Here is a 13,320-nt window from a genome sequence, read left to right as displayed (position 1 = left end):
TTATCACGCTATCACACCGATCAAAAATGTGTTTGGTAAGCGTAGTCAGGTGGGTTTATCTTCAATCCTACAAAACTACCACTTGTATCAAATATTTTACTCCTTTAAAATAATCGGTCTCAAAAACATATTACTTTAGCAAAACCATTATAACATTCCGTAAACCATGAAAAAAGTCTCTACTTTCATTTTATTGATATCGGCGCTCTCTGTTAAAGTGTTTGCACAAACCGATGCCAATTTGTACGACCCCAATACAAAACCCCAACTGGTTGCCAAACAATTCTCCTTTACCGAGGGGCCGGCTGTCGATAAAAAAGGCAATGTGTTTTTTACAGATCAGCCCAACAACAAGATCTGGAAATATGATACCAATGGCAAGCTTTCTGTTTTCCTGGATAGTGCTGGCCGCTCAAACGGGATGTATTTTGATAAAAAGGGAATCTCATTAGTTGTGCCGATGCCGATGATCAGCTTTGGTCTATCAGCCCTAAAGGAAAGGTTACTATTTTGCTGAAAGATTACCAGGGGCATAAGTTTAACGGCCCTAATGATGTTTGGGTGCGCCCGGACGAGGGCATCTATATAACCGATCCCTACTATCAGCGTGATTACTGGACCCGTAAACAACCCGACCTCGACGGACAAAAATTATACTTCCTGGCCAAAGGCAAGGCACCGGCTGTTATGGTTGATGATAAGTTTGTGCGTCCTAACGGCATCATCGGAACTCCGGATGGTAAGACTTTGTATGTAGCCGATATCGGCGATAACAAAACCTATCGTTACGATATCAATAAAGATGGTACATTAACCAACCGCACCCTGTTTATCGCTATGGGCTGCGATGGTATGACAATAGATGAGCATGGCAATATTTATATGTGCGGCAAAGGAGTTACCATAGTTAACCCTAAAGGCGAAAAGATTGGCCACATAGATATCGATGAACCGTGGACTGCCAACATCTGTTTTGGCGGAAAAAACAAAGATGTATTATTTATAACCGCATCAAAGGCAGTTTATACCTTTAAAATGAATGTAAAAGGAGTGGATTGATCCGGTCACTATACTATCAGTATACCCATGACAAAATAAAGTAAGGGTCATCCTGAGTGATTTAAATCCGCTGGAGTCTGAAGGCAATGACATCTCTTCCACGTCATTGCTGAGTTACGAAGCAATCCCTTTATCGGCAGAAAAGGTGCTTAGTGGTATTGAACTTGCATTGTCGCGCTCTTAGCCGCGCGGGGCCAGGTACTTTTGTCTTGATACAAAAGTACCCAAAAATCAAGTCAGCAGGGAGGCTTCTTTGCGCTCACCCACTCCACAGCCCGTCGCGCGGGCCTTTGCCCTGCAAAACGGGCAGAACCACGGGCTGCAATTATTTTGCCCCGCTACGCTCGCGCTTTCCCAATGCTTCTGCAAAAACTTGCTATGCCCCTTCCTGCACTCAAGACCACCATTGTTCTGCCCGCTTTCACCCGAAGCTTACCTGCTGACGGGAGCATCCTTAATTTAATTATGTCATGGGTAGCTTGTCGAAGCATGGTGGGTGGGGTGTGATGGTTTATCCGGACAGTTGATCTGTCATGATTTATAAAAGTAAAAATAAATAACTTGTTGTTTGTTTGTGGTGTTGAAATGTGGGAAACTCGGAGAGTTTTCCATATTTCAACACGTTTTTCTTTTTTTGCTTCTTTTTTCTTTTTATCGGGCCTCCGCTTTTTGTGGATAACTTGCCTTTCGCTCAAACGCCATCGGGCTGATATAGCCTAAGGCTGAATGTCTTCGGATAGGGTTATAGTACATTTCAATATATTCAAATATCTCGCTGCGGGCATTTTCTATATTTTCAAAAGAGCCGTCCTGCAATAGCTCGGCTTTAAACCGGGAGAAGTACGATTCCATAAAAGCATTGTCATACGGATTGTCCGCATCGCTCATGCTTTGTAGTACATGACACCTGGCAAGCCATCGGCGGAATATATTCCCTGCATATTGTCCGCCACGATCTGAATGAACGATCAACCCCTTATCAGCTTTACGATTGCTATAGGCCTTCTGAAACGCCTCCAGTACAAGGGCCTCTTTCATGTGGTGCAACAACTGCCACCCGATCACTCTGCGGGAAAACAGATCCATCCATACCGCCAGATAGCACCAGGATCCTTCTCTTAGCGGGATATAGGTGATATCGCCAACCCATATCTGGTCTATCCCTGATGGCGGTAACCTGTCTTTCAACCGGTTGGGGCTGATTGGATATGGATGTCGGCTATCTGTTGTCCGGGGCACAAATGATCTGGGTTGAATCGCTTTCAATCCATTTTGATGTAAGATACGCCGTACCCGGTAATGACCTATCTTTAATCCCTGGTCTGACAACTCCGGGACTAACCTACGGATACCATAACGGTGTTTATGTAACCGGAAGGCTTCAACTACCTGCGCTTCGATCTTCTTTTGAACTGAGCATTCAGCCTGCTCATCCTGCTTACGATAGGCATAGTAACAGCTCCTGCTCACCGATAATACATCACACATCCTTATCACCGGAAAAAACAGCTCCTGTGATAAAATAAAAGCGTACACCTGCTTTAAGTTGTCCGGCTGAAAATGCCCAATGCTTTTTTAAGATATCCCTTTCCTGCTCCACTTCTCGCAGACGTACCTTCATTCGTTCATATTCTTCTACCGATACAATCGGCGTTTCTGACCCTGGCGATTTCAGCGCCGATGATCCCGTTGTTTCTTTATAACGGCTTTTCCATTTGTGGATCAAATTCTCCCTGATCCCCAACGAAGCGGCCACGTCCACAACCGAACGACCACTAAAAACCATCTTCAATACATCCGACCTAAAATCCGCATCGTAAACACGGCGGCTTGACTTTTTCTTGTCCATTGATTTGCTAAGTTAAGCATCTCGACTGTCCGGCTTTACCGATGCATCTCAGGGCGGGACTCTGCGCGCGAGTCTTCGACAAGTTCAGACTGACAGGCCTCTTTTGTCATTTCACCTTTGGAGTTCACAGGATTTAAATATTTAGCAAGACAAACACCAGGTGTTCAATTTTTAAAAGTGTGAACACTTGTTGTTTTTGTCTAAATTTTAACCGCTGATAATCAATGTTTTATAAATATAAAGAAACGCCCAATAAGAGAATTTGAACATCTTGGTGCTGATAGTCAATGTGTTATGATATTGAGCTTCTGAAAGTTGAACACCCCTTTTTTCAAAAATTGAACACCCGCGAAAAAGCCAATAAAAAAGCCGGAAATATTATATACCCCCGGCTTCCTTTTTCAATTACCAATTTCTTATGTTCCCGAGGCTCCGGTATCTACCTTAACTTCAAGCGCTGTTCTAACCGCAGTTGGCAGGCTTGAGAGCAGGGTATAACCTGTTGCTCTTTCAATATCCTTGATAGTTGTTATGTACTTGGTCCAGTCGGAGTTGATGGTGTTAACATTAGGGGTGTTTATCGCGATAACCCTGGTTGAAGCGGTAACCCTCGCAACGTCGCCGTCACCTTTGGGGATGATCAGGGCGACTTTCCAAACGTTGCTGGGTACATTTACGTGGCCATTATTGATGGTACTGGCAGTCCCGTTTGAGCCTGTTCCCCCTGTACCATAGCTGCCCATAATTATGTAAACCTCGTTACCGGCCGCCACTTGTTCGCGTAGGTAATTTTCAAGATTGGCCCAGGTTTGCTGGTTATTTTGAGGCGCCTGCGGTATCATATTGGTCATCAGGAAGGTTGATGAGTTAGCGTTGGTTGAACTGGTACGATCGGCCGAGGGACAGTTATGCCCCCTGTCGAACCCGCTGCCCGAATAGCTGTTGCTTTCTACCTGGTACCAACCAGCAGGAATCCCGCTCCAACCTGCAAAATTATCCAAACGACCAGTCGCATTGGTGGTATTGGTCGCGTCAAGGTGCCAGCTTACCCAGTTTGGTTCGCCTTTGGTGGCGTTGTATGATTCTACGTAATACTTCTGGTCTATCAGGTAGTTATCCTTAGATGCCAGTGTTGAAAGGGCATTTGAGGGGTTGCCAAAAAGCAGGTTGCTATTATCGCCGCTTGCAGGCGGGGCGTCGGCGCCGGCAGTAACGTCCCTTGGTGTTGCTGAGTTTGATGTGCCGGTAGTATCGCCGCCGCCTGTATCGGGTATGCCAACGGTGATGCCCGGATCGCCGGTACCCTTAAAGGTAATATCGTCAATATTGATGCGGGTTGTGCCAGCTTTTTTGATCTCAAACCTAACTTTACCCGTAACGCTCACTTTAAATGAGTCGGTTACCAGTGTGGTATTGGTTTCAGTAATATCGGTACCTACCTGCGTGTAATTCGCCCCGCCGTCTGTCGACATTAGCAACTGCCAGGTCGATGTGGCATCGCTGCCATATTTACCGTGTTTAATGTATAAAGTAGTAAGGCCTTTGATATCAAAATTCATCGCGATATCCCCGGTACGCAGCCTTACAGATTTACTGCCATCTTTAAGGTCGGCAGCGAGATTGCCTATCAGGGCATCGCTAAAATTCCAGCTTCCGGTGCTTAGGGTTACATCGGCTGCTGCGTAGGCGGTTTTACTGCCCTGTTCAAAACCTTCGGTAATGGAATAAGGAACCGGGGCAGGAGGGCTTGCTGTAGTATCGCCGGTTTTGGGCGGGATAGGCGAGTTTTTAAGGTCTTTGGAACATCCGGCAAGGGTTAAAGCTAAACCCAGGCCAATAAGTAGGTTGTTAATTTTCATAATGTTGTTTTTTATGATAGATAGATAATGCATAGCAAATGCGTTTACGCTGCGTAAATTTTTAAACCGGAAAGATTTAGGGGAACTAAAAGAAACAGGAGTAGGCATTCACATGCTCCTCTTGAGATATTATTGTGGCTTTACAAGGCCGGTGCAGTGCTTGCACACTAATAGTTAAAACTTAAATATTACCGTCACCGCATTTGGCAGTTGCCATAAGCACTATATCAACTTTTCAAAATTGAACTTTGTGTATTCAATTTAGGTTAAATCAATGTTAGTAAATAGGTTTTGAATAGTAACTTTTCAGTTGCAAAGCAGCGGTACAAACAACACCAGCCGGGTTGGTGCTTGATTGTAAAGGATTGATTTTTAAAATAAAAACCCTTATACCGGTTAAGGTATAAGGGTTTTATCCGCCAGTTGTTAGGTTAATTTATTGTTTTGGCTTGCCATCGGCATCAAGTTCAACAATCGGGTAGCCCAGTTTTTGCAGGCCCGGATAGATCCTTGCCTTATCGCCAACAACCAAAATGATCATGTTGTCGGGATTGAGGTATTTGGAAGCAAGCCCATTGATCTCGGCGGGAGTAATGGTCGATAGTATCTTGCTTTGCTCGTCAACAAAAGTAGGTTTAAGGCTGTACTCCTGGATGCGCGATAAAAACGCCGCTTTTTGCGCGTTGGTTTCATAACGACGGGCATCACTCTGGCCGATAGAAGTTTGGGTGAACTTCAATTCTTCGGGTGTAATCCCGGTTTTTTGGTAGTTGGTGATCTCCTTCATAAACTCAACCACCGAGCTATCGGTAGCCGTAGCCAATACGCCGGCCGAAGCGGTGAAGTCGCCGCCATATTTACCCGAACTGAAAGATGAACGGGCTCCATATGTCCAGCCTTTTTTCTCACGCAGGTTAAGATTGATGTGACTGTTGAAAGCGCCTCCTAAAATGTAGTTAGCTATGTTCAGCTTATAATAATCGTCTGTTGCATCATAGTTTAGTTTATCCAGATACCCAATACGGATCTCAGATTGTGCCGCGCCTGGGATATCAACCAGGTATAAAGTGGTTTTATCAAATGTTTTACCCTCAGCAGGAGCCGGGATGGTCACCTTTTTATCCTTCCAGGTATTGAGGAAAGCGAGCGCGCTTTTTGCAGATGCCTCGCTAACATCGCCTACCACAACAATTTTGGTTAACGATGGCGAAAAGTTTTTATCGTAATAGTCCTGAACATCCTGCAATGTTATACCTGCAACAGTTTCTTCATTACCGCCCGCGGCGTAAGTGCGTACGTTATCGGTACCATAAAGGATTTTGCTGTAAACTGTGCTGGCTACGCCTGCAGGTTGGGTTTTAGCTTGTTTAAAGCCTTCCAAAGTTTGCTTCTTGATCCTGTCGAGCGCGTCCTGGGTAAATTTCGGGTGATATAACCTTTCTTCGAGCAGGGACATTGTCTTGCCCAGGTTTTTGGTAAGCGACGATACCTCAGCATCAATCTGATCTAAACTGGCATAAAAAGTGATACTGCTGCCCAGTTTATCCAGTTCGGAGTTGAAATCTTCGGCAGTGTATTTCTGGGTTTCTTCATTCATCATACGGCCGACAATACCTGCCAAACCCGCTTTTGATGGGTTGTTGATGGCAAACAAACCACCGCCTTTAATAGAGATCGACATAGATACCGATGGGATCTCGTTATTTTGAGTACCGATGATATTGATGCCATTTGGTGTATTGGCCGACCATATAGCCGGAACTTTAATGGCCGGGTTAGGGCCAACGCCCGGTTTTGCGGCACGATCAAAACTATCTTTAGGCTTGTGATAGGTTAAACCATTATAGCCATAATCCGGTGCTTTGTAACCTGTGGTATCAACAGTAAAATTATCGGGTGCTACAGGTTGCAGGTTACCGCCTTTAGGCAATACGCTTAATATTACCGCCGGTTTACCTTTAATGTACTGGTTATAAACGCGCATTACATCCTCTTTGGTTACCGCCCGGATAGCAGCCAGTTCGCGGCCGATCTGGTTAGGGTTACCGGTAAAAGTTTGCGCCTGTGCCAGTTCAGATACTTTACCGCTTACGCTCGATAAGCTGTTGATGTAATCGGCTTCGGCGGTGGCTTTAAAGCGGGCCAGGTCATCGTCACTTACACCTTTTTTCTCAAACTCGGCTAATGATTCGTCTACCAGTTTTTTGGCATCAGCCAAAGTTTGACCAGGGAAAGGTATAACCCGCATGCTGATCTCACCGGCCAGTTCAGTATTGGATGAACTCATGGTGGCCTGTGCCGCCTTACGGGTTTTTACAAAGTTTTTGTAAAAGATAGAGTTACGGCCCTGCCCGATGATGGCCGATAAAGCATCAAGCGGCGACATGTCTTTATCATAGATCTTTACGCCGGGATAACTTACAGATAACAAGGGGAACTTGGCGTAATTATCCGTGTAGGATACATACCTGTCGGCCTTTAACACAGGTGCAGGTAAATACATATTCTTTACCACAGGACCTCTTGGGATGCTGCCGAAATATTTGCTCACCCAGGCAAGGGTTTGTTTTGGGTTAAGATCGCCGCCAATGGTTAGCGTGGCATTATTAGGGCCGTACCATCTCAGGAAAAAGTTTTTAAGATCGTTTACGCCTACTTTATTCAGCTCCTCAATATAGCCAATGGTAAGCCATGAATAGGGGTGGCCGTATGGATAAAGTGTTTTTGATGCATACTGGCTAACTAAACCGTATGGGCGGTTATCGTAGTTTTGCCCGCGTTCGTTTTTTACGGTTGCACGCTGCACCTCAAATTTTTGCTGGGTAACAGCGTCGAGCAGGAAGCCCATCCTGTCCGATTCCAGCCAAAGCATTTTTTCCAGCTGATTGGCGGGTACGGTTTCATAATAGTTGGTACGGTCGCGGTTAGTTGAACCGTTTAGGGTACCGCCTGCTTCGGTAATGATCTTAAAATGATCGCCATTGGCTACATGATCTGATCCCTGGAACATCATGTGCTCAAAAAAGTGAGCGAAGCCCGATTTACCGATCTCCTCACGCGCCGAACCTACGTGATAGGTGATATCCACATGAACCAGCGGATCGGAGTGGTCTTCGGCCAAAATAACCGTAAGGCCATTAGGTAATACATATTTTTCATAGGGGATCACCAGCTCGGTTCCCTTACGGGTAACCTTTTCAATAAGCTTTGGTTGCGCGGCGGTTTGGGCAACCGCGTTAAACGCCAGTACAGCAATTGATGGAGTGATCAATGCATGCTTTAAAAGTTTGATCATTTGTGTTAATTGTTTAAGTATTAGTCAGTCAACCGGTGCTTCGTTTGGTAAACACCGGAACCACTATATTAAGCAATATATACTACTGGTTAATATTATTGCGATGTAATTTGATTTGTGTAACGGATTTGTGACGGGTGTGGCGTGTATTTTTCAATTCCCTCCCTGAAAGTTTAAGCTCACCCGCAAAATAATGGTCAAATAGCTGTTGCCAATTTAGTAATCAGGTTAGTTGAACCCCTCTGGGGTTCGGATAAGGGTAGGATGCTATTCTACAAACCTTTTCCCCCTCTGGGGGACTTTTACTATTTAACAGACCGGTATTACTTTAGACGCGCTTAAAAACAGGTGCACCAGAGGTGCAAAAGGTTTGTAGCTGAAAAATAGAAATATCCTTTGCCCCAGAGGGGCAAAACAAACGCCTTGCTGATTATACGCAACAATTTTGTGGGCAGAGAGGCGGCGCGCAGGAAAAGAGCGACGGCAAGGGTGTTTCTGCTGCGTGTTTAGCAAAAATGCTGAAACACGCCCTACAACCTCTCAAGAGGGGAATCGCACATTTCCACGCTTTTGATGACCCATAGAAACAAAAAAAGGTACCTAAATAAGTACCCTTTTTCTATTAACATTAACTATCTATTTATCTCCAGCCGCCGCCCACAGCCTGGTATAAATTAACCGAGCTTAAGAAAATATCCCGCTTAATACCGGCCAGTTCAAGCTCGGCATCAAGTACGCTGCGTTGCGCGGTGATAATTTCAAGGTAATTGGCCCGGCCAACAAGGTATAAATCGTTAGCTACGGACAAGGCATTGTTTAGCGATTGCAGCTCCTGTTGTTTAAATTCAAAAGCGCGGTTAAAATTCTCTATCCCGCTCAAATTATTTTTCACTTCCTGGAAACCTGAAAGGATACTTTTTTGATAGTTGTAAACCGCTATTTTCTGTTCAGCTATAGTCCGCTCATATTCGGCTTTGATAGCCTTGCGGTTGAAAATAGGAGCGGTGATACCCCCTAAAATACCATAGGTAAATGAAGCCGGATCAAACAAGAGGTTTGCCCTGAAGCTATTATAGCCAACATAAGGAGTTAAAGTTAAAGTGGGGAAAAAGTTTGCCCTTGCCGCTTTGATATCCGCGTTCATGGCGGTAAGCTCCAGCTCCGCGCTTCGGATATCCGGGCGGTTCAGTAACATTTGCGATGGAACTCCTGTACCAACAACCAATGGTAGTTTCGTTTTCATGATAGAAGTGTCCCGTGTTACCGTTCCGGTATAACTTCCTGTTAAAAAACGAAGCTGGTTTTCAGTCTCGGTAATCTGCTGCCGGGTAGTGTATTCCAAACCTTTGGTTCGGGCCAGCTGAGCCTCAAACTGCTGTACAGCCAATTCCGTAGCGCGGCCGCCCAGTTTTTGGATTTTAACGATTTCCAGGGCATGCTCCTGTAGCTTAATATTCTTTTTGATGATGCCTAATTCGGTATCGTAAGCCAGTAACTGGTAATAAAGCCCGGCAATTTGGGCTGTAAGTGCGGTTGTTACCAGGTGGTATCCGCTTTGACTGGCCAGGAAACGGGCAAAGGCGGCCTTTTTCTGGTTATTCAGCTTGCCCCAAAGGTCAACCTCCCATGAGCTTTGAAAGCCCAGGAAATAGTTAGGTACAGGATTGGGGATATGCTGATCGCTATTGATGTTGTTTGAAAAATTGGTATCGTAATTACCTACGCCGTTTTGGGTATAATCACCATATTTTTCAACCCCTGCGTTGGCGGCGAGGTTTATGGTAGGTAAAAGCTTTGAGGCGTTGAACCGTAGATTGGCCCGCGCGGCTTCAACCCTTTGCAGGGCGCTTAACAAATCGGGGTTTGCTTTAAGGGCTGTGTCAATGAGGTTAACGAGCCTCTGATCGGCAAAAAACTGGCCTATTGGTAAGGCCGCAATGGTTGCCGTATCAGTACTGTTATTGAATGACGACGGCAGATTAGCGGCCACTTCCTGCCCCGTGACCGGTTTGTAGCTTTTACAGCCGGCCATGATTACCATCAAAAGTGCCGTATAGAGTATATGGAAAATTGCTTTTTTTAGCATTGCAGATCTTGATTAATTATTAACGATATCGAGCTCATGGTGAGCTACTTCTGTGGCTGGTTTTTGCTTTTTATTGCGTTCGGCCAAACCCGCGAAGATGACATATAAACCCGGAATAAGGATCAATCCGAAAATAGTTCCCATCAGCATACCTCCGGCAGCAGCGGTACCTATCGACCGGTTACCCATTGCACCGGCGCCACTTGCTACGCAAAGCGGTATCAAACCGGCAATGAATGCCAGCGAGGTCATGAGGATTGGCCGTAAACGGGATACTGCACCTTCAATAGCGGCTTTTAGCACGCTCAATCCTTCTTTTTGCCGCTGGATAGCAAACTCAACTATCAGGATGGCGTTTTTACCTAACAAGCCGATAAGCATTACCAGTGCCACCTGGGCATAAATGTTGTTTTCGAGTCCCGTGATTTTCAGAAAGAAAAACGCGCCGAAAATACCGGTAGGCAATGAAAGGATAACCGGAAGCGGCAGCAAAAAGCTTTCATACTGGGCAGCCAGCAACAGGTAAACAAAGATCAAACAGATCACAAAAATGTAAATAGCCTGGTTACCGGATAGGATCTGCTCACGCGTCATACCCGACCATTCAAAGGCATAGCCTTTCGGCAGTTTTTCGGCAGCAATACGTTCAATGGCTTTAATGGCATCGCCGCTGCTGAAGCCTTTGTCTGCATCGCCGGTAACCATGGCCGATGTATACATATTATAGCGGGTGAGCTGTTCGGGGCCGAAAACCTTCTCCATTTTAATGAATGTGGAGAACGGCACCATTTCGCCTTTATCGTTCTTAACCTGCAGGTTTAAAACATCCTCGGGGCGCGACCTGTATTCGGGCGAGGCCTGTACCATCACTTTATACATCTGCCCGAAACGGATAAAATTGGAAGCATAGAAACTCCCCATCAATGTTTGCAGGGTCGACATGGCTTTATCAATCGTAATGCCCTTTTGAGCCGCTGTTTGCTGATCGACAGAGATCATATACTGCGGGAAGTTGGGGTCAAAGCTGGTGAATGCTCCGGCAATCTCCGGTGAGGCGTTAAGCGCATTTACAAAGTTTTTGGTTACATCGGCAGCTTTCTGCAAATCGCCCTGGCCGCTTTTATCAAGTACCCTTATCTCGAAACCGCTGGCGTTACCAAAGCCCGGCACGGTAGGCGGGGGAAGAACTGGATAGAAGCATCGCCGATATTCTTGGTTTTTGCGGTTAGTTCGGCAATAATATCATCCAATGATTCACTGCGCTCATCCCATGGTTTAAGGTTGATCATGGCCATACCGTAGGAGGCACCGGCAATCTCATTCACCAAACTGTAACCTGAAAGGGTTGAAACCGATTCGATAGATTTCATCGATTTGGTTTTGGCTTCGATCTCTTTCAGCACCTGTTCGGTACGCTCAACTGTAGCACCTGCCGGGGTGGTTACGTTCACGTAAAGCATACCCTGGTCTTCAGTTGGGATAAAGCCCGTTGGCAAAATAGCGCTGGTTCCCCAGGTGAGGATAAAGAAACCCGCCAGCAATATCAAAGTAATACCCTTGCGCGGCGACAGATAGGTCATGAAGGTTGAATACCTGTTCTGTAATCCATCATACCGTTTATTGAAACCGCCAAAAAAGCGCTGCATCAAACTTTTCTTTTTTGAAGCAGGGCTATGTTTCAGCATGATAGCACAAAGGGCGGGGGTAAGCGTCAAAGCATTGACGCCCGATATCACAATGGAAATAGCCAGCGTAAGCGAAAACTGCCGGTAAAATACCCCAACAGGCCCCGACATAAAGGCAACCGGCACAAACACCGCCGACATGACCAGCGTAATAGCCACAATAGCACCGCTGATCTCGCGCATGGCGCTTACGGTGGCATCCATGGCGTTCATGTGGTTTTCGGTCATTTTTACGTGTACGGCTTCCACTACTACAATTGCGTTATCCACCACAATACCGATGGCTAACACCAATGCGAAGAGCGTGAGCAGGTTGATGGAGAACCCCAGCATCTGCATAAAAAACAGCGAACCGATGAGGGCTACCGGGACCGCCAAAGCCGGGATCAGTGTCGACCGGAAATCCTGCAGGAAAATGAATACTACAATGAAAACCAGGATGAAAGCCTCAACCAGCGTACGTAATACTTCATGTATTGATGCATCCAAAAAGCGCGATACATCATAGTTTACGTTGAAGGTCATCCCGGCCGGAAATGAGCTTTCCTTAAGCTCGGCCATGCGGGTTTTAATGTTATTGATCACCTCGCGGGCATTAGAACCGGGGCGTTGTTTTATCATGATTGATGCCGAAGGCTTGCCGTCAGTATTGGAAACCATACTGTAGGTTAGGGAACCGAATTCAACATCAGCAATTTCTTTCAATCTTAATACCGAACCGTCTTCCTCGGCGCGGATCACAATATTTTCATATTGTTTAGGCTCAAAAAATTTGCCCGGGTAGCGCAATACATATTGCAGCATTTGCGGGGTTTTATCCGAGCTTTGGCCGGTTTTGCCCGGCGCGGCCTCTACGTTCTGGGCACGGATGGCATCTATCACCTCATCGGTTGATACCTTGTAGGCCATCATTCTGTCGGGTTTAAGCCATACGCGCATAGAGTATTCTTTAGCGCCCATGATCTCGGCACGGCCTACACCATCAATTCGTTTAAGTTCCTGTAAAACGTTGATATCGGTGAAGTTATAAATAAATTTTTCGTCCATGCTGGTGTCCTGGCTCATGATGTTCAGGTACATCAGCATACTGTTTACTTCTTTTTCTGTAGTAACACCGGCTTTGATCACTTCTTCCGGCATTTCGTCAATAATGGTGGCTACGCGGTTTTGAACGTTCACCGCGGCCTGGTCGGGGTCAACCCCAACGTTAAAGTAGATCTGGATCACCGTTAAGCCATCGTTACTGCAAACGGTCGACATGTAGGTCATCCCCGGCACACCGTTAATGGCACGCTCCAACGGAGTTGCTACGGCTTTGGCACATACCTCGGCATTGGCACCGGTGTAGTTGGCCGTTACTGTTACCGATGGCGGTACAATATCAGGAAACTGGGTAACAGGCAGCGTTATCAACGCCAGCACACCCAGCATGGTAATTATCAATGAGATAACAAGCGACAGCACTGGTCGCTTTATAAAAGTTTCGA

7 protein-coding genes and 1 pseudogene are annotated in these 13,320 nt (G+C 46.0%); 2 read left to right on the top strand and 6 right to left on the bottom strand.

What is annotated here, in order from left to right:
• The first annotated feature begins 166 nt into the window (after positions 1-166).
• Together ACRQ5D_RS27835 and ACRQ5D_RS27830 are read left to right on the top strand one after the other, a co-directional pair.
• The gene (locus ACRQ5D_RS27835; RefSeq protein ID WP_432327306.1) at positions 167-517 is read left to right on the top strand and encodes an SMP-30/gluconolactonase/LRE family protein; all 351 of its coding nucleotides are present in this window, start codon (positions 167-169) and stop codon (positions 515-517) included.
• On the top strand, positions 448-1,059 hold the full coding sequence (locus ACRQ5D_RS27830) for an SMP-30/gluconolactonase/LRE family protein (RefSeq protein WP_432329895.1): 612 nt from the start codon (positions 448-450) through the stop codon (positions 1,057-1,059). Before ACRQ5D_RS27835 ends, ACRQ5D_RS27830 begins: the two co-directional genes overlap by 70 nt.
• A 651-nt stretch (positions 1,060-1,710) precedes the next feature.
• Here ACRQ5D_RS27830 and ACRQ5D_RS27825 read toward each other — a convergent pair.
• The 6 genes and pseudogenes from ACRQ5D_RS27825 to ACRQ5D_RS27800 all read right to left on the bottom strand — a co-directional run bounded on the left by ACRQ5D_RS27825 (position 1,711) and on the right by ACRQ5D_RS27800 (position 13,264).
• A complete protein-coding gene (locus ACRQ5D_RS27825) occupies positions 1,711-2,547 on the bottom strand; it encodes an IS3 family transposase (RefSeq protein ID WP_431200279.1) in 837 nt (278 codons plus the stop codon).
• Positions 2,540-2,908 (bottom strand): transposase, encoded by a 369-nt coding sequence (locus ACRQ5D_RS27820; protein WP_431200280.1) that lies wholly within the window; start codon positions 2,906-2,908, stop codon positions 2,540-2,542. The genes ACRQ5D_RS27825 and ACRQ5D_RS27820 overlap by 8 nt, the downstream gene beginning before the upstream one ends.
• 416 nt (positions 2,909-3,324) lie before the next feature.
• Entirely contained in the window at positions 3,325-4,767 is a 1,443-nt protein-coding gene (locus tag ACRQ5D_RS27815; protein ID WP_091162709.1) for a DNA/RNA non-specific endonuclease, read from the bottom strand.
• A 436-nt stretch (positions 4,768-5,203) separates the two neighbouring features.
• Positions 5,204-8,062: a M16 family metallopeptidase gene (locus ACRQ5D_RS27810; RefSeq protein WP_091162710.1), complete on the bottom strand. Its 2,859-nt coding sequence runs from the start codon at positions 8,060-8,062 to the stop codon at positions 5,204-5,206.
• A gap of 640 nt (positions 8,063-8,702) precedes the next feature.
• Positions 8,703-10,148: a TolC family protein gene (locus ACRQ5D_RS27805; RefSeq protein ID WP_091162711.1), complete on the bottom strand. Its 1,446-nt coding sequence runs from the start codon at positions 10,146-10,148 to the stop codon at positions 8,703-8,705.
• A 12-nt stretch (positions 10,149-10,160) separates the two neighbouring features.
• Positions 10,161-13,264 (bottom strand): annotated as a pseudogene (locus ACRQ5D_RS27800) (efflux RND transporter permease subunit).
• Between the last annotated feature and the right edge of the window lie 56 nt (positions 13,265-13,320).

It is taken from the genome of Mucilaginibacter sp. P25, assembly GCF_050859465.1.
GTDB lineage: Bacteria > Bacteroidota > Bacteroidia > Sphingobacteriales > Sphingobacteriaceae > Mucilaginibacter > Mucilaginibacter gossypii.
The sequence above is the reverse complement of the archived record's forward strand: the minus strand, read 5'-3'. Positions and strand labels throughout refer to the sequence as shown.